We start from the raw sequence: 17,822 nt of genomic DNA on the forward strand, positions 1-17,822 counted from the left end.
GCAGACCGATCATCACGGCCCTGAGATCCAAGCGACGAGGGCTACGACAATTCCCAGGACAATCCAGGCCCCGAAAATGACGCGCAGCACCTTGAGGTTTCGACGTTTGAAAGCAGGCTTGTCCAGGTTGGGTCGGAAGTAGGCTTGAGTGTTTGCAGCGGCGTTGGTCAGGGGTGTGGCGAGGGTCATCATTAGCAGGCCTGCTCCTATCAGGGCCAGGCCAAATATTGCTCCAGATGCCATTGTTATTTCTCTTGGTGGATTTTGTGGCAGTTGCCTGGCTCCTGGTGCGATGTACCCCCGGTGCGATGTACCCCCGGTGCGATGTAAACCGAGGATGATGATCAGACGGCTAGGTAGCTCCAGCCCCAGCGACCGGTCACAAGGGCAGTAAGAAGGCCCATGATTATCAGGGCGCCACCCAGCGCCATGAAGCAGATCGCCCCGATCCTAAGCGTTTGCCGATTCCTACTCGCATATGCGGGCTTTTGTTCGTCTCGGAGTGTCCAATGCCAGTTTGCACCCCACCTTGCAAGCGTGGTGGATATGGCATACCCCGTAAGGCCCATGACGATAAGCGTGGCTCCCATCAGAATCGGACCGATCATTGTTTACCCCTTTCGTGAGGGTCGTTGTTGTGACCGAACGAGTCACCTACTCAGGCCTGGGCCCGGCTTCGAAGACGAGCATTGGCATCAGGTTGGCTATGAACAGCAATGGGGCTTGGTTTTTCTCTTCGCGAGCCTACCCTCTGGTGGTCAACGACAATGTCACGGCATTCGGTCGTCATATCGAACCGGGTAGCCAAGCTTTTCAGCAGCTTCAAGAACGGCGTCTGGCGATCGGGAAGGAAACGTCCAGGGCATGTTCTCCTCTGCGAGGAATTCCACCTGCGGGGGCGCCATGACGTTCAAACGGCCTAGGTACACCTCACGGATGGCGGACCGCTCGACCCGCCACGGCCCGGCAAAACGCGCGAGCCAACGAAATCTCATCCTGAATTCAATGTGTGAGTCATCCAGGGTCAGCAGAACCCAAGGACCCAGGATCCTTATCAATTTCCCGGGTCTCTCCAAGCCGCCTTTGAACATGTACGTCATTTGACCACCTTGATCGAAGCCAGGTTATTGGCCACTGTTCCTGTGTCTTCTTCTATAAATCCAAACATTCCGGGCTACCTCGACGAGAACGAAAACCGTCACAATCGTTCCTACCATTGGGGCAAAATTTGGGTGGCTGGGCGGAATCAGGAAGGACATCACCAGTACTGTTACTCCGATGGTGATGATCAGGCCTAAGCCCGATCCGATGATTTCACGTTTTGTCATTTAGCCCTCCGGACCCGGACATCCAATGCTTATGCCAAAGTAGGCACCTGATACAAGGCCTCCAGCGGCTCCAGAACAACGGACCCGCATCAAAAGCTCGTCGACCTAGCCAGTGACGATCTCCGTCTGCTGATCTCGTTTCCGGCGGTTCGGGCTATTCGCGTTCCAGGGGAAGACCTGCTGCGTGTCGCCGACGGTCCTCCCTTGCCTCCGCGTTCACTCGCTGTAGTCCCCGAGCGCCCTTGACCACAAAAAGAGCCGCCGCAAGCAAGAGCAGGCCCACTAATGCGATGGACCAATATGTGGAGGGGTCATTGATTTTTGGCTGTGTGACCCAGAAGAAGATTATCGCGACCAGCATGATGAGGTTGGCGATGAAGTAAGGACCGAACATCGAAAGGACAGCGTTCCAAGTCGCTTTGCTCGAACGGTTCCTCATGCGAGCTCCTTTCTTGTCAGATGGCCTCGTCATCGTCGCCGTTGCGAGTAGCTCTTCGTGCTCGGAGCTTGTAAACAAGTCGAGCAACAGTTGGCGCGATAAGAGCTCCGGCAAACGCGTAGCGCCAAGGGCCCCGGGTTTTGGACGGCATGATTGTCCCGGCAGTTACCGGCAGGAAGATATTTTGAGGCCAAGACAATATCAAATTCTTGCTCACTCCCGTTCCCCCCTTTTGGGCTGATGCCATGATTCATTTGTCCGTGTCTAGGCCGGAAAGAGACAGCCGAGGAACGCGAACCCAATGCCCACAAGCCCAATCCGTGCGGGGCCCGGAAGCATTATCTTGAAGACTGCCGTTTGCAGTCCGAATCCACAAGAGCCGAGCACTCCGAGGGCATGGGAACATCCGCGATTTCCACGCACGGGTGGTCAACGCACCATCATTGGATTCGGTCGTCATATCGAACCGGATAGCCAAGCTTGTCGGCAGCTTCAAGCACGTCCAGTGGCCACTGGGTCAGAAACGACCACGGCATGATCTCCTCGCCGAGGAAGTTCACCCGCCCCCATGGTGAAAGCGCGTTCGGACGGCCTGGGTAGACGTCGCGGATGACGGAACGCTCGAGCCGCCACGGGCCGAAAACACGCGCGAGCCAACGGAATCTCATGCAGAATTCCAAGTGCGTCGGGTGTAACTTCAGCACGACCCAAGGTCCAAGAATTCTAGTCAGTGCGCCCGGTCTTACTAGGCCGCCTCTGAACACGTACGTCATTTGAACACCTTGAAAGGATCGATATTTAGGTAAGGATCGGAATCGTTGACTGGCCCTCCAGGTTCTAAGGGGCACTTTCTTCGCCGCGGGCATGGCTCGAATTAGTCCAGTCGCCCCTAAGGTCTCTGCGGATGTAGATGACCGTTAGGGCAACGCCTATAGGGGCTATCCACAGCCAAATGCCCAGAGCTTCAGTAAAACGGAATCCAGTGAACAGAAGCGCGAGCATGAACCCGATCGCCCATCCAACGAAACAGCTGGCGATCGATCTCCGAATTCGTTCACGTCGTGTTGCCATGATTGATCCTAGCCCCGACCAACCGCCTCCCGGCGGAACCCAGCTCTTGAGACGAGAGGAGCACCCCGACGGCATGGTCGCTTCGGATAAGCCGATCTTTCCGTGCACCCGCTCCCTGGGTCAACCGAACATGTATTGCGCGATCGAAGCTAGATAAAGAAGAGCGAGACCGTGTCCGACTCCCCACGCAACCGACTGTGGCCACTTCTTTGAAACCACCTTGGATGTTGGCGACTCATCCATGCTTTTCCGACTTGGATGCTCGCGCCGCAACGGTTTTAGACCGTACGTAACGAGAGAGACGAGTAGCGCGGCGAAGGCGGCATAAGCCAAGGCCGGAAGACCGCGGAAGGATGTCATCGGAGGCAGTGCAAAAACGATGGCTGCGGCGGCGACCAGGAATGCAAGGTGCACCGCCTCGAAGCCAATCTCGCCCTTCGCGCCTGGTTTGATAGCCATGCGGTGTCGCCCGCCCCAACTCAGGCCATAGCCGAACAACAAGAGGTACACGTACATCAATACGCGAATCATTAGCAATACTTCCGCACGTAGTTGAAGGCATCATATGGAAACTGTGGTCGTCCTGTTGGAAGCGTCGGTCTTGCCAGTCAGCTGACCCGCTGCGTCGTAGGCGTAGCTGGTTAGCGGTTGAGCGCGTCCGTCGATGACGTCAGACGATTGCTGGAGTCGTAGGCGTAGTTGGTGACGTGGGATGCCTGGTCGGTCTGGGAAATTGTGTTGCCATCAGCGTCGTAGCCGGTCGCTGTAACGGTAGCGTCCGGGCGGGTGGTACCTGTTTTCCTGCCCAGGGCGTCGTAGCTGTAGCCCGTGGTGCGTCCCATGCGGTCGGTCGTTCAATCCGCGGACCCTCCATTACTCGATGTCCACGATTACCTCAAGTCAGCTGCGTGGGATGCCACCTTGAAGTCAAAGAGCAGCACCATGATTAGGTTTGCTGTCAGCAGCAGGAATACGGCAATAATGCCTATTGACAGTCCGGCCACAAAGAGGCTTAGGGCCGCTGCACCCGTGAGGGGAAGTAGCAGGAGGAAAAGGACACGTTTCCATGGCTTCGGGCTCGGAACGAACTCACCATCGGGCCGCTGACCGCCCAGTTGCCAGGCCCGGAAGAGAGTAATGATTCCAGTTGTGATGAGTCCTATAGCGAGAAAGGCGTCCATTTGGCTTCGCGGATGAACCGCTGAATCGATCAGCAACGCAATTGCGCCCAGAGCCAGCACGGCCATGGTGATAGCCATGGCACGGCGTAGGCCCGGAAGATCTGTCCACTTTTTCATGAAGCACCGCCCCGATAAGATTCCCGCAGACACCATGAGCTTGGGTCGATCATAGTTTGGCGTAGCACAAACCACCTCCGATGGCGCTTGAGAATGCCAATGTGTTGCCGGTGGCCACCCATCCCTGGACGGTTGCTCCCGATTGAATCACTCTAGCCACGTGGGCTCCCACCGAGGGTATTCGAGCAATAGCGAGGGGTCTGAGGAACCAAGAGATGGCTGCCAAACGGCATCCGAACGTGTTGGACGGGTCATTAGCGACAACCGGATCAATAGGGCCAGTGTTGGGCGAGTAAGTTGCCCATGTGGGTGGGAATTGACGACGCACGACAATTTCTGAAAATTGGTATTCCCGGATTGACAGCGAGGCTGTCTGCAGCTCACTCAGCCCTGAGGCTTTCTCCGCGAACGGTCGCGTTGTCGGTCAGGCTGCCTGCGGACATCGAAGAAGCCCGCCGATGGGGGACCGACGGGCTTCCGCCTCAACGCTATGGGTGCGGATTACCAACATCAACTTGAACAAATGGCCGGCGAAGGCCTGTTCAGGCCAGCTCGCACTTGAGCCGGATCAGTTGCTGAAGCTGTGGGTCGTGCTTACGGCTGCGGATCCAGGCTGTCGCTTGTCCGGATGACGAGTATTTTGAAGCCTTCGGGAACCAAAGCCTCCGCGGTTGCTTTGGCTTCGTCATGTGTCCTGCCTTCGGCGCTGACATGGTCCGGGGTACCGTCGGGGGCTTCTATGGTCAGGGTTACCATCACGTTCACATTTTAGGCGGCCTCTGAGTGGCTCTCAGCCCTGGCGGTGGGCGGGCCACTGGAACGGAAGCTGCCGTGGATGGGTGGAACCTGCGCCGTATTAGGACCCTGGATGGGTGGTACCTGAATATGCGAGGCGGTAGATTGGCCGCCAGGAATGTGCAGCTGAATTTGGGGGCTTCAGTGCAGTTGGTGGCGTACCTGAACGGTGAACGGATCGATGCAACGCAGATGGCCCATGACCATTGGCGGGGGCTGGTGAATCATCCGCTGTATGAATCCCTTGTCCTGCTGGAGTGCGGACTGCGGGCAAGCCGGGTAACACGCAAGGGGCGACAGTTCTTCAAGCACTATCCGGACGTTGAATGCGGCTTCGAGCACAAGTCGGAGTCGGCTCAGCATCTGGCAATGAAGCGGGCGCTGAAGGACAGGATTGACGCTGTTCCCGGCTGGCGCGCGGAGGTCGAGCATGCCCATCCGGAGCGACTATGGATCGCGGACGTCATGGCCTTTCATGTCTCGGGCAAAAGGCTCGCTTTTGAGGTCCAGCTCTCCGCACAGAGCGAGGACGAGTATATCTTTCGGTCCCAGCGCTACATTGACGATCGTGTCGGCCCTGTGTGGGTGGTCCCCGGGAACGTTGATTGGATTCGTGTGAAGCTGCCCACGATCGTCACCAACTTCGGTAAGAGCAACGATCTGCCGGATGACCCGGCAGCGCTCATGGAAGCATCGGCGTACCAGCCGATGGTCCATGCTATAGCGCGGGTGGGGAGCGTCGTGGACCACGTGCTGCATCCCTCGTTCCGCTGGGCGCACGGCACACCAACGAGGCAACAGGAGCTCCTGGCACAAGAAGATATGAAACGGGCGCAGGATGCAGAGACCGCGAAATTGAGTGCGGCGGCCGCCCTGACTGCGAAGCTGCTTGCCGACGAGGAGACCCTCCGCCGAAATGCCCGGCACGCGGCGGAGTTCGTGAGCCTGGCAGTTCCGCCGGACATCATCAGCACGCCGGCAATCGTGGCTGGAATGAACATCTGGGCCAGCGTGGTGAAGTGTCCGGGCAACGGTCATTCGATGTTGATTTGGCGCCTCGTTGAGCCACCGTACGCAGTCAATTCCCGCCCCTACCAACTTGATCGGGAAAACTACCAGAATGTCTGCGCGCGTGTGAGCACATGGCTGGAAAAGGAAGGCCATGGTCTTCCAAAGGCCGACATTGTTCGATTTAAGGGCCTCGGGAAACGTCAAGGCTTCGCATGCCCTGAGTGCAAAGAGATCATCAGGGAGCGTTTGGTGGCAGCGCTCCCGCGTACAAAATGGTCGCTCATAGCGGCGGGCATTCTGAACCGCTCGGGCAGGCCGCCGGTAGTGCAGGAGGCACTTCCCTCGGAACAGGGAATTCATAGACCCACGCCCCCGGAAGAACCATCGCGCGCGCCTATCCAGCAGACTAACGACGAGGTAAACCCACGGTTACTTGGACCGAAGAGTAAGCCGCTCTGGATGTTGGAGGCCCGCGGCGGCAGGGACATCGCCGAACGACTGGCAGCCAAGGAAGCTCAAACAGCTCGCATGCAGACCATCAGGGACAACCCCCGATACCGGGCCAGCCCCAACGGTTTTCGCTTCTATTGCACTGACTGCGGTGGCATATTCGAGGACGACAAGGAAGGCATCCATGCCGACGGGGGCTGCATCATTCCCAGCAAGCGGGGATCTGGTTGGTGGTAACTACGAAGTGTTTTCCACAGGTTCGCATACCGATATTGTGATCCAGAATCCATCGTTTTGCCTCATGCATGACAGTTCATTTTCGTTATTTGAAACCCGTCACCTTGGTTAGTTATGTCTTCCAGCTTCACGCGGGCGGGCTTGCCTTGCGGCAACCCCGCCGTAATGTCATTCGTTGAACCTATGGACCCCGCGCCTCTGTCAATGCTGACCGCCACATAAATCCCGCCAGGGCAGCCGTTAGGAGCCATGGACACGACGTCAACATATGTGCACTTCCACCTTCCGCAGCTAAATTTTGAATCGTCGAGATATTGGAAGTACATTTGGTTGCCCGCGGGATTCCAGCCTTGAGCTTTCATTTGCTTCTCTTCGCTCTCCGCCCTCAGTCGCTCGGCTTCTTGCGCCTGTGCTGCTTTCTCAGCGGCCATTCTTGCGCGTTCCGACGCAAAGAATGCGGCGTCCTCGGCTGCCTTTTTGGACGCTGCCGCCGCAGAAGCCTGCGATGATGCTGATGCTGATGCTGATGCTGATGCTGATGCTGAGGCAGCACCCGCTGCCGCTTGCTCGGCCTCCCGGGCCGTAACAGTGACATTCCAAACAAATGCGCCACTCAGGGTCAACACCAATGCCGCGATGGACGAGATGATGACGTTGCGATTGCGTTTCCTCGGCCTCGGATCCTGCCGCACGTCACGCAAATTCGGTCCTTGAACCTCGTCCATGAATGCCCCAATTCCACGCCGCCACCGCAGTTGAAAAGTTCGGGACGCTAACCCGCCCTTGACCATGGTTACAGAGAGACGGGCCTGCGCGTGAGGCTCGGGAGGTAATCCTTGGCCAATCCTGCGCAATCCGGGGAAAAACTAGCTCAATGCTGGCAAGCTTCGCTTGAAGAAGTGGCGGCAATGAACTCGTGGAACATATGGAAGATAAGGCCGGTCTCTTCGTACAGTTTCTCCACAGATTGGATCATAGCTGTCGCCAGGGCCACAGCCAGTGCAAGAAGGCAAGGACCGTCGAGCCCAATCCCGCTGCAAGAACAGCAACCACTGCCCTCTCCAAGATGTCCATTGCTTGTACAACCCACTTAGGACGAGGAAGACGCAAGGCACAGTGCCTGGGTTTGGAAGCCATGGCAGCCCACCAATCTTTTGAGACTGGCCTGCCCGCCACACCAGTGAACGCTTGAATAGACCAAACCAAGGTTCATACGATGAGGACAGAAGCACACCAGTGACCCGGTATGTTTCCAGAGCGCCCCTCGCCTTGGACAGTTAGGGCGCTCTCCTTGTTTGAGAGCCAAGAACTCGACTCATTCATTTCCGCAACGAAGCGTCGGCAAGTCGCATGTCCCCCGGATCGTTAATTTTTGTGAGGCGGGGTGCGTCGGCCGAGAACCACGAACCGCCTGAATTCCCTGAATGTTGTGGCGCCGAAGACGCGCACCTGATCCTGTGCGAATCGCTCCCGCAGGATCAATCAGCCGCCTCGATTGGAAGGCGATTGAGCTGGGTTGCACCGAATCTGTGGCAAGGGTCGCGAACGATCTCCGGGCGCTTGGGCTTGATCCCTGCGAGGTGATCCACCAGTGAGCGGGCATCGCTTCGTTGGGCGCTCTTGAGGGGCCAGGCTATGCCTGGCTTACCGGGTTCGGGCTTTTTAGAGTCCCGATGCCGCAGTGCCAGTCGATAGTTTTCACGAAGTCCCCGGCGAGCCTTTGCACTGTGTTGGAGACGCTGGGATCAGGGCAGTTGAAATCAGCGGCTGTGGCCGCGACGACGTCCCTGATTTCCTGCCAGGTTATCCAGCTCACCGTTTCTGGAATCAACTGGCGCAGGCGCTCATAGTCCTCGGCCGGTCGTCCGCTGAGGGCGCAGAGTTCTTCGAGTCCAACAGCGACGCCGTCATTAAGCCCAACGCGACCTGAGGACTGGATCCGGACGGGTGGAGGGGAGCCCAGGATGACCAGGAGGAGATTATGCTCCTTTGGATCAGCCATGAGGGCCAGGAACTCGCGTGCAAGCTGGGTCTTCTGGAATTGCGCACCTGCCCGCGGACCTTTTGCCTCAACCAGCACTGTCGAGTGCTCCTGCCAGATCGCAGCATCGGCTTGTACACCTATGCTGGTGTCCGGGATTTTGATCTCGGTGGGGAACATTTGCAGCGTTGCTTCCTCCGAACCAGCGCCAATCCGAGACCGCACCTGGTCAGCCCCATGGGCAGCTGCCAGGACGCCGCCGAGAAACGCTTCCCGGGGAAGGTAGGAGAGCAAGAGCAGTGCCTCGGCGGTGAGGACATTCTCATCTCCTCTACCGCCGTTCCTTAGCCTGCGGATTTTCCTGCCTTCCCAGGACAGCTCATCGACGAGCCGGCCGATGACGGAGGCTGGAAATTGGGGCGATGCGAGGTCCATGGGGTGACCCTACAGGTCAAGGCCAAACAAAGGCGAGGGTCCGCGACGTTTGCCGGAGGAATGTCTGGAGGGCGTGCCGTCGATGCTGATCTAATCAGCCTCAGGAGGAGCTGGTGCTTGTTCAGTTGCCTGTTCGTTGCTTTGGTCAGTCTCCAATTGAAAGGCATAGGGCCACTGTTGCCGCACCGCGGTTTCATTCCATCCTGCCTGCAAACGATTATGGGCTCGGTTGGCGAGCGTTTCGAGCGACCGCACGATCTCTGCAGGTGGTTGTTCGGACCGACCTGCAAAGTGCCCAGGAGCACATTGACGGCAGTAGCTTCCTTGGGAGTCATTCTGGCCATGAGACATCCGTAGGGTTCATCGTCCAAGGAAGGAAGGAGTCCCGTGGCCTGCATAGCCACGGCTCCTGCTTTCCGGTCGCCATATTGCTAAGATCCTCGCCAGGAGGCTGAGTTCTCCTGGCTCGGAGGAGGATCGCTGAGGAGGATCGCTGACAACGCCGTTAGCGGAACAGGGAGGGAACGAAATTGGAAACACAGCCATTTTTCACTTTTACCTCGCACATTGACGGGAAAAACGCCAAGGTGTCGGTGTATAAGGACAGGATTGAATGGATAAAGCCCCGCGGAGTATCCAGCGGAAAGCTCACAGCAGGAGTACTCACGGCAGGTGTGTCTTTGCTTGCAACGGGCTTCAAAAACGGTAAGTCCGGGACAGAAATGATCCCAGTCAAAAGCATGTCCAGTGTGACCACGTCCCGGGACGGCTTGCTGAACAGCAAAGTTTCTGTCATTACTTCCGGCAACACAGTGGATTTCCGTGTCTCGCATTCCGAAGCTGCGAAGGTGAAAGAGGTTCTTACTCAGCTCATCCTTGGTACACATCCGACACAACAGTCCAACGACAGCGCTCCCGCACCCCAGGCTCCTGCACCACGGGCTCCCGCCGCTGCCCCAGTGGCCCAGGGCGATGTGATGGAGCAACTGACGAAACTCGGGGAATTGAAGGCTGCGGGTATCATCACTGAAGCAGAATTTGAAAGCAAGAAGACGGAGCTTTTGGGAAGGCTTTAGAGGTAGCGCCGAACCGTCCAGGACAAAGGGCTGACTGCGGCGGACTTGGGACTCTTGCGCGTGTCGTCGTGGCCGCCTATAGGTAGTCGAAGTACCTGATCCACCAGCTCGGCTTGCTTTGCAGGAACACCGAAGCGGGGACACGGCCGTCGTACGGCGCCCAAAGCGGCTCTTCCGGAACGAGGATGTAATCGCCCTCGTCGAGGCATTCGAAGATGCGTGTCAGGTCACTCACGTGAACGAGCGCGTCGAACTCCTCTTGGTCATAAGCTCCCGGGTTCTCAAGCGCCAGCACGGCGAGATTGCCGAAGTTCGAGACCCGGACGACGAGATCGGCTCCTGTGGCGGTTGCGTCGGAAGGAACGGTGACCTCGGCGTGATAGGAGGCATCTTCGATGCTCCGATCCGTCGCGCACGTGGTCTGAAAAGCGGAGTTGAACCGGGCGACGAGGCCGTCGAACTGTCGGCGGGCGGCTTCCCAGTCGAATCCTTGCGGCATCTCCAGGTGCGCTGGATCGTCCAACTCGTACAGCAGCGCCCAGAGTCTTACGCCGTCGATCCGCACCCCACCAGCGTAGCTTGAGTCCCACCGGGAGCCCAAGAGGGTACAGGTGGCAAGGACGAGGATTATCCATCTCGCCGCCAGCCGAGAGTCGCTGAAGGGGCCTTACTGGTCAGCCGAGCGCCCAGCCGCTGCTACCTGATTGCGTTAAATATGCGAAGCCTTCGTGCCTCAAAATAGTTCCAGGTTGTCCAGACGGTACCGCGCGTAGGTTGGCAGGTCGGAGGGCAGCGCCGGGGTTTGACGCGGCTGATGTCGAGGACGACGGCTTAGTTACCACTAGGGACGGGGTGGTCGGAAACTGGCGTAGACACTGATGTTTCCCTGATGCATGTCCAAACGGCTTGCCGGACAGCGGGTCCGGACATATTGTCTGAGCAGGATGAATCGGTGCGAAATACTTGGGGGAGTGATGTCGCATGATGTTGGCTAGGCATCTGGCTCGTATCAGCATCGCTCTCGTTATCACTCTATCTTTCGTTGTCGCTGCTGCCTGGGGCGATAACGTCGCTGTGGCAGCTCCCGAGGTGAGCGACTGGCTCGAGGTTGGCGACTCCGCGTACGCGGTTGCCTATGACCCGACGACACGGACTCTCTTTGTGGGAGCAGACGGAGCTATCTCCGTTGTGAAGGACTGCGTCCCGGTGGGCAAGATCGCCGTGGCTGCAAAGACCATGTCGGTAAACCCTCTGACGCACACGCTGTACGCCCTCGACTCAACACACAACACTGTCGCGGTCATCAACGGAACAACAGTGACGGCCACCATTCCGGTTCCTGAGGGGTCTCAGGATCTGGCACTGGACCCCGGTGCCGGAAAGGTCTACATCGCCAACGGAATGGTTGGTGTGACCGTCATTGAGGGCGATAAAGTCACTGGCACGATCGCCTTGAAGGATGAAGGATACGTGTGGTCGATCGCCGTGGACACCTCCACGCACGCCGTGTATGCAGGGAATTATTCCAAGGGCGCGGTTTCGGTCATTGTCGATGGCGCCGTCACGAAAACCATCCCGGCGGCCAGCGGTTGGTCGATTGCTGTCGATTCGGTAACCCATGACGTCTATGTGCCGAGTGAGTTCCTCAGGAAAGTCGTGGTGATCAACGGCGCGGCAGTGGTGCGGACGATTGATGTTCCCTTTCCCCAGGATGTTGCGGTGGATTCTTCAACCCACACGGCGTACGTGACAAGTCCCGGGCTCCACACGGTGTCCGTAATTCATGGCAGCGCGGTGTCCTCTGTTGTTTCGTTCCACAAGCCAGGTCGACCCGTGGTGGATCCGGTTTCACACTCTGTCTATGTCCCCTCGCCGGTCGGCGCAGTGGCCGTCATCCGGGACCCTTCAAATCGGGACTTCAGCTCCGACGGTCGAACTGACGTGCTGGCTCGTGACGGTAATGGCGTGCTTTGGCTGTACCCCACAAATGGTTCCAGCGGGTGGTTGGCCCCTGAACGTGTTGGCCAGGGTTGGAATGCGATGACCGCCATCATCGCCGGTGGTGACTTTAACACCGATGGCCGGGCCGATGTGCTGGCCCGGGACTCTGCCGGGTTGTTGTGGTTGTATCCGGGGGATGGGGATGGCGGCTGGCTTCCACGTGTTCAGGCCGGGCAAGGCTGGCAGTCGATGACGGCTCTTTTCGGTGCGGGGGACTTCGACGGCGATGGCTTCCCCGATGTCCTGGCGCGGGACCCCGGCGGTGTGCTGTGGTTATATCCCGGCGACGGGGCCGGCGGCTGGTTCTCCAGGATCAAGGTCGGTCAGGGCTGGAATGGCATGACGACGGTCCTTGGTGCCGGTGACCTGAACGCGGACGAGGAACCTGATGTCCTGGCCCGGGATGCCGAGGGCTTCCTGTGGGTGTACCCGGGCGACGGTGCCGGCGGTTGGCTTCCGCGGTTCCAGTCGGGGCAGGGCTGGAACACCATGAACGCCATCACAGTCCCCGGTGACTTCAACGGCGACGGTAGGCCGGACGTACTGGCAAGGGATAATGACGGCTTGCTGTGGCTCTATCCGGAAGCCGGTGACTACGGCTGGATGCCACGAGTCCAGGTAGGACAGGGCTGGAACGTCATGAACGCCATTGTCTAGGGCCGTTCCTTACATTCCGCGAACCTGTCCGGGCGTAGGCAAGCGATAGTGGAATGGTCAGGGATCATGAGCGCCCAATCCAATGGTGTCCCAACCGATCGGTCTGGAGAGTCAATGAAAACAGGCAAATGTAAAGCGGCGACGTTCCCCTACGGCGGATGGAAGCACGAATGACGAGCCCACATCGCACCGTCCTCAGGGTTGCTGGGTGTTGAGGCGGGGGCAGGGGACACGTCAGGGCATCTAATAGGTGTGGGACTCGCCGGGGCACAATACTGACGGGCCAGCGCAGTGTTCCACAACTAGGAAAATGGGACAGGTCTCGTGGCGCTGCCTTGGTTACGGCTGTCGGGATGGAAGAGTTGATTCGTGGCTGATCTTAAACTGTTTCGTATAGAGGGTGGTCGAGCATCAGAGCTTCCATCGCGGAGTTTCGCGCTCGAACGAAACCTCCAAACACTCATTGAAGAGAACATGGAGGTCACCTTCGGTGTGCGGTACCTGGCCACAGAGTATTCAACAGGAAAAGTTCATCGAGGGAGAATCGACTCTTTGGGCCTGGACGAAAACGGGTCTCCAGTCATTTTCGAGTACAAGAGGACGTCCAATGAGAACGTTATTAATCAGGGGCTCTTCTACTTGGACTGGCTCATGGATCACAAAGGCGAATTTCAGATCCTAGTCGCTTCCAGACTTGGGCAAGCAATAGCGGACAGCATTGACTGGTCAGCGCCTCGTCTCATTTGTGTTGCCAACGACTTCACACGCTATGACGAATATGCAGTCAGACAGATTGATAGGAACGTTGAACTGGTCCGGTATCGAGACTTCGGTTCTGACCTTCTGGCTATTGAACTGGTGACCTCGGTTTCGACAGAGCCAACAGCAACCACACGGAAACTGTCGAAGGATGCAGGCGCTGTTGCTGCTGTGCGCCCGGACAAAAGGACATCTCGATCCAAGACTGTGGCCGAATTGCTCGCGCAGGCTGATCCGCAGTTGGCTGGCTTATATGAAAAGTTTGAGGCCTTCGCGCTCTCGCTCGGCGATGACGTAGTTAGGAACGAGCGGTCCCTCTACTTCGCTTTCCGCCGGCTAAAGAATTTTGCCTGTGTAGAGGTACACCCCTCCTCCAGAAACCTTCTCGTGTATTTGAAGCTTGACCCCCAGTCCGTGGAGCTGGTTGAAGGCTTTAGCAGGGACGTCAGCGAAGTCGGACACTTCGGGACGGGCGACCTTGAACTCAGAGTAAGCAACACGGCCCACTGGGCGCTGGTGGAGGAACTCACACGGCAGGCATACGCAGCTAACTGACCGCTTAGGTGTTTCTCACCATGGTGCTGCCGTCGGACCCGAAGGTCGGCTGTCTGTGTCTTCGACCGGAGAGGGATTGTTGGTCCGCGGGCTTTACCGGCCGCTACAAACCGGGAGGGGAGTTCGCGCCAATCAGGCGATAGTACCTGACGACGTGATCGTGAGCTGGCCCAGAGCCTGCGAATGCGGCAGGCTTCTTGGACGGATGTTGGCCGCGCGACCGGCATCAGCCGCCAGGGCGCGCATGAACGCTGGTCTAATAACGCCACCTCGCACTAGCTGATGGACTCGAGCTGCCAGTGTTCAGCCAAGGGCTCGCGGCGCAGAGTGAACGTATGCAGTTCTGCATGGTGGCTGGGCAGATTAGCCTGCACTTGCCAGTACTCAACGCTGACAAGATCACCGGTGTCGGCGGCGGCCCGGCTCCGGTGTTCGCACCAGGCGTCCCTGGCGAACCAGTGTGCTGTGTGGATGTCCCGGTCGACCATCCAAATCCGGCCCATGTAGCGAATCGCCAGAGGCGTCCCGTCGGGGCTGAACCGGATAGCGACTTCGTGGCTGGTGGTGGGTGTTTCAGGCGCAATGGTCATGGTGTTCCTTTCAATTTCGTGAGCTGCCAGTCAGGCGGCTTTGACGAGGGGGAGCTCGTCCCAGTGCGTGGTGTATCTGGGGGAGAGCATGTCGCGTTTCATGGTCCAGTCCGGGCCACCTTTGATGCCGGCGTGACCCAGTCCAATAGCGCCGCGGCCGTATCGTTTGCTGATCTCTTCCAGGAGCATGCCGATGCCGCGTTCTTCGTGCGGATTTTCGAACAGTTCCAAGGGCTTCTGATTACCAGTGGGCCGGAGATCCGTGACCATGATCCCGGCGCGAACATACTTCACTCCTTCGTGGACCTGGGGGAGCAGGGCGTGGGCTGCCCTGGTCAGCAGCAAAGGATCCGCCGTGGGCATCGGCAGCGCCACGCAGACCGAGGGGAAGGACTTTTCGTTCGGATTGAAGTGCGACGTCGCAGCAAACGCAGTCAACACTTTGGCTTGCAGGTCGTGTTTGGCCAGACGTGCACTGGCCATCTGCGCATAGACGCTCATGACCTGCCGCAACCCGGCCGTCGTCGTGATGGGCGTCGAAAACGAGCGCGAGAAGATCAGCTGGTCACGGCCGATGCGCTCTTCCTCCATGGGAATGCACGGTGTTCCCTGCAACTCCAGCACGGTACGCATCATGACGATGGAGAACTTGTCGCGGATCGCCACGGGGTTGGCCCGGGTGAGGTCCAGGATGGAGAAGATCCCCATCGCGTTCAGGCGCTTGGTCAGCCGTGTGGCCACGCCCCAGATTTCAATGACCGACAGTTTCGCCATCAGCGCTTCGCGCTGATCCACGGGTACAGACTCCCAGCGGCAGACGCCGTCGAAGGCGGGGTTGTTCTTGGCCCATTTGTTGCAAAGTTTGGCCAGGGTCTTGGTGGGTGCGATGCCCACGCACACTGGCACGCCGACATGGCGTCGACAGGCGGCTTTTATCGTCCGGCCCAGGGCCAGCAGCTCATCGGGCTCGCCTTTGACGCCTAGGAACGCCTCATCGATCGAGTACACCTCCAGCCAGGCTGAGTAGCGGCCCAGCAGCTCCATCACCCGGGCAGAAATGTCCCCATACAACTCGTAGTTGCTGGACAGGGCCACCAGTCCCCATTCCTTGGCCCGGGGCCTGAGCTTGAACCACGGCTCACCCATGGGAACGCCGAGCTTCTTGGCTTCCGGAGAGCGGGTTACTGCGCAGCCATCGTTGTTGGAGAGCACAACGAGGGGTCTACCCTCCAACGCGGGATTAAAGACTCGCTCGGCTGAGGCGTAGAAGCAGTTCACGTCCACGTGCGCTATCTCCTGCATGCGGCGCATGACCGCGGGCTTAGACATAATGCAGACACCGTGTCGCGACGCCCCAGATTGTCAGGTCCGAGAGCGCTGGAACCTTGATATCGGGGAAGTCCGGGTTGTCGGCCTGCAGGATGACACCGTGGGCGGTGATCCTCAGCCGCTTGATGGTCAGCTCGCCGTCAAGGACAGCCACGACCACGGAGCCGTCCTTGGGTTCCAGTCCGCGGTTGACGATCAGCTCGTCGCCGTCGCTGATGCCGGCCTGCTCCATGGACTGGCCGGTGACCCTGACGATAAAGGTGCTGGTCACGTCCTTGATCAGGTGTTCGTTTAGATCGATCCGGCCGTCGAAGTAGTCCTGGGCCGGCGAAGGGTAGCCTGCAGCCACCGCAACAGGTGCCAGCAACACCTTCACCAGAGAGAGTCCCGCGTCTATCACACGGGGGCCAACTATCACGCCCACAACACACCTTTATTCGAATATATGTTCGATAGTTCAGTGTACTGCCGAGCTGCGACATAGTAAGCACCCACCACGTTGCAGCGGGTGTCCGTTGATCCGGGAGGTGAGTGACCGGGCAGCTGGAGGTGACCGTCCACGCCGTCGTTGACCAGGAAGCGCGACACTCGTCTCTGACAGACAGATTCTGAAAGAAATGTAACAAATTCTTCAAAACTAGTGACTTTGGTTTGTTTGTAACGCATCATGGAATCAGCCGTTCCCGAGGACGCGAGCGGCACCAACAAGAAGGGAGCGCAGATGACGCGCTTTGTTGATGTACACAACATGATCAGCTGGGTCAGATCCCAGGGTCCGGAGACGATCATCAAAGATCTGATCCACTACATGGAGGAAGACTTCCGCCGATGGGCGCGGTTCGATAAGACGCCCCGGGTAGCCAGTCATACCCCGTACGGCGTTATAGAACTCATGCCCACCAGCGATCATGAGACCTACGGATTCAAATATGTGAACGGGCACCCTGCCAATCCTGCACGTGGCTACCAAACCGTCACAGCATTCGGCGTCCTCGCAGATGTCCACAACGGTTATCCAACGTTCCTTGCCGAAATGACGATCCTTACCGCGCTGCGCACCGCCGCCACGTCCGCCATGGTTGCGAAGGCACTGGCTCGACCGGATTCCAGGGTCATGGCCATGATTGGAACCGGCAGCCAGGCTGAATTCCAGGCACTTGCCATGAGAACGGCTTTGGGCGTTGCGAAGCTGCGGGTTTGGGACACTGATCCCGCCGCAGTGCAGAAGTTCATCCGAAACATGGTTCCGCTTGGATTCGAAATAGACATGGCTTCATCTGCTCTGGAAGCCGTTCAGGGCGCCGATGTCATCACGACGTGCACGGCAGACAAGGCCCAGGCCACGATCCTAAGCGTTCAGCACATTGGTCCTGGCGTCCATCTCAACGCCATCGGTGGAGATTGCCCCGGAAAGACGGAACTGGATCCGTTGATCCTGGAAATCGGTGACGTCTTTGTCGAGTACGAGAGCCAGACGCGGATCGAAGGCGAAATCCAGCAGATGCCAGCCGATTTCGCCGTTACCGAATTCTGGAAGGTCCTCCTTGGCGCCGCACCCGGGCGCACATCAGAAGATCAAATCACTATCTTCGATTCCGTCGGATTTGCTGTGGAAGACTTCGCAGCCCTGCGTTATGTGCGGGACTCCGTGGATGGTTCCGAGTTCTTTGAAGACATTGATCTCGTTGCCAATCCCGACGATCCCAAAGACCTGTTCGGTCTTGTCGGTGTCTTATCCCCGATTGGTTAGGGGACTAACTCCATCCACCAAATGCTTCCAGCTATGACTCCCCAACCCAGACCAAAATCC

Annotated in this window: 18 protein-coding genes; 5 read left to right on the forward strand and 13 right to left on the reverse strand. The window is 58.3% G+C overall.

Features of this window, described 5'->3' with window-relative positions; translation table 11 throughout:
* Window positions 1–12: 12 nt before the first annotated feature.
* The 7 genes from VUN82_09360 to VUN82_09390 all read right to left on the reverse strand — a co-directional run bounded on the left by VUN82_09360 (window position 13) and on the right by VUN82_09390 (window position 4,895).
* On the reverse strand, window positions 13–243 hold the full coding sequence (locus VUN82_09360; protein ID XAS74015.1) for a hypothetical protein: 231 nt from the start codon (window positions 241–243) through the stop codon (window positions 13–15).
* A gap of 1,239 nt (window positions 244–1,482) precedes the next feature.
* Window positions 1,483–1,767 (reverse strand): hypothetical protein, encoded by a 285-nt coding sequence (locus VUN82_09365; protein ID XAS74016.1) that lies wholly within the window; start codon window positions 1,765–1,767, stop codon window positions 1,483–1,485.
* Between the two features lie 440 nt (window positions 1,768–2,207).
* Complete coding sequence (locus VUN82_09370) at window positions 2,208–2,435, reverse strand: hypothetical protein (protein ID XAS74017.1); 228 nt, start codon at window positions 2,433–2,435, stop codon at window positions 2,208–2,210.
* A gap of 523 nt (window positions 2,436–2,958) precedes the next feature.
* Complete coding sequence (locus tag VUN82_09375; protein XAS74018.1) at window positions 2,959–3,369, reverse strand: hypothetical protein; 411 nt, start codon at window positions 3,367–3,369, stop codon at window positions 2,959–2,961.
* A gap of 110 nt (window positions 3,370–3,479) precedes the next feature.
* Window positions 3,480–3,680 carry a hypothetical protein gene (locus VUN82_09380; protein XAS74019.1) on the reverse strand — a complete coding sequence of 67 codons (201 nt, stop codon included), beginning with the start codon at window positions 3,678–3,680 and terminating at the stop codon, window positions 3,480–3,482.
* A gap of 48 nt (window positions 3,681–3,728) precedes the next feature.
* Window positions 3,729–4,136, reverse strand: coding sequence for a hypothetical protein (locus VUN82_09385; GenBank protein ID XAS74020.1), 408 nt, complete (start codon window positions 4,134–4,136; stop codon window positions 3,729–3,731).
* A 594-nt stretch (window positions 4,137–4,730) separates the two neighbouring features.
* Entirely contained in the window at window positions 4,731–4,895 is a 165-nt protein-coding gene (locus VUN82_09390) for a hypothetical protein (GenBank protein ID XAS74799.1), read from the reverse strand.
* A gap of 24 nt (window positions 4,896–4,919) precedes the next feature.
* Between VUN82_09390 and VUN82_09395 the strand changes: the two genes are divergently transcribed.
* Complete coding sequence (locus tag VUN82_09395) at window positions 4,920–6,629, forward strand: hypothetical protein (GenBank protein ID XAS74021.1); 1,710 nt, start codon at window positions 4,920–4,922, stop codon at window positions 6,627–6,629.
* A 62-nt stretch (window positions 6,630–6,691) separates the two neighbouring features.
* Here the strand turns inward: VUN82_09395 and VUN82_09400 are convergent, their stop codons facing one another.
* Window positions 6,692–7,354 (reverse strand): hypothetical protein, encoded by a 663-nt coding sequence (locus tag VUN82_09400; protein XAS74022.1) that lies wholly within the window; start codon window positions 7,352–7,354, stop codon window positions 6,692–6,694.
* 908 nt (window positions 7,355–8,262) lie between these two features.
* Complete coding sequence (locus VUN82_09405) at window positions 8,263–9,045, reverse strand: hypothetical protein (protein ID XAS74023.1); 783 nt, start codon at window positions 9,043–9,045, stop codon at window positions 8,263–8,265.
* A gap of 530 nt (window positions 9,046–9,575) precedes the next feature.
* On the opposite strand from VUN82_09405, the gene VUN82_09410 reads away from it, so the two are divergent.
* Window positions 9,576–10,121, forward strand: coding sequence for an SHOCT domain-containing protein (locus tag VUN82_09410; GenBank protein ID XAS74024.1), 546 nt, complete (start codon window positions 9,576–9,578; stop codon window positions 10,119–10,121).
* Window positions 10,122–10,197: 76 nt separating this feature from the next.
* On the opposite strand, the gene VUN82_09415 is transcribed toward VUN82_09410, so the two are convergent.
* Window positions 10,198–10,686, reverse strand: coding sequence for a hypothetical protein (locus VUN82_09415; GenBank protein ID XAS74025.1), 489 nt, complete (start codon window positions 10,684–10,686; stop codon window positions 10,198–10,200).
* A 416-nt stretch (window positions 10,687–11,102) separates the two neighbouring features.
* Here VUN82_09415 and VUN82_09420 point away from each other — a divergent pair, with 416 nt between their 5' ends.
* The gene (locus tag VUN82_09420; GenBank protein XAS74026.1) at window positions 11,103–12,779 is read left to right on the forward strand and encodes an FG-GAP-like repeat-containing protein; all 1,677 of its coding nucleotides are present in this window, start codon (window positions 11,103–11,105) and stop codon (window positions 12,777–12,779) included.
* A gap of 369 nt (window positions 12,780–13,148) precedes the next feature.
* Complete coding sequence (locus VUN82_09425; protein XAS74027.1) at window positions 13,149–14,093, forward strand: DUF5655 domain-containing protein; 945 nt, start codon at window positions 13,149–13,151, stop codon at window positions 14,091–14,093.
* A gap of 275 nt (window positions 14,094–14,368) precedes the next feature.
* Here VUN82_09425 and VUN82_09430 read toward each other — a convergent pair whose 3' ends face one another.
* The 3 genes from VUN82_09430 to umuD are packed head-to-tail and all read right to left on the reverse strand — an operon-like array spanning window position 14,369 to window position 16,436.
* Window positions 14,369–14,683 carry a hypothetical protein gene (locus tag VUN82_09430; GenBank protein XAS74028.1) on the reverse strand — a complete coding sequence of 105 codons (315 nt, stop codon included), beginning with the start codon at window positions 14,681–14,683 and terminating at the stop codon, window positions 14,369–14,371.
* 30 nt (window positions 14,684–14,713) lie between these two features.
* Complete coding sequence (locus VUN82_09435) at window positions 14,714–16,012, reverse strand: Y-family DNA polymerase (protein XAS74029.1); 1,299 nt, start codon at window positions 16,010–16,012, stop codon at window positions 14,714–14,716.
* Window positions 16,005–16,436: a translesion error-prone DNA polymerase V autoproteolytic subunit gene (gene umuD, locus VUN82_09440; GenBank protein XAS74030.1), complete on the reverse strand. Its 432-nt coding sequence runs from the start codon at window positions 16,434–16,436 to the stop codon at window positions 16,005–16,007. The genes VUN82_09435 and umuD overlap by 8 nt, the downstream gene beginning before the upstream one ends.
* A 297-nt stretch (window positions 16,437–16,733) precedes the next feature.
* Here umuD and VUN82_09445 point away from each other — a divergent pair, with 297 nt between their 5' ends.
* Window positions 16,734–17,762: an ornithine cyclodeaminase gene (locus VUN82_09445; GenBank protein ID XAS74655.1), complete on the forward strand. Its 1,029-nt coding sequence runs from the start codon at window positions 16,734–16,736 to the stop codon at window positions 17,760–17,762.
* Window positions 17,763–17,822: the final 60 nt, after the last annotated feature.

This window comes from Micrococcaceae bacterium Sec5.1 (assembly GCA_039636795.1).
In the GTDB taxonomy this organism is placed as follows: Bacteria; Actinomycetota; Actinomycetes; order Actinomycetales; family Micrococcaceae; genus Arthrobacter.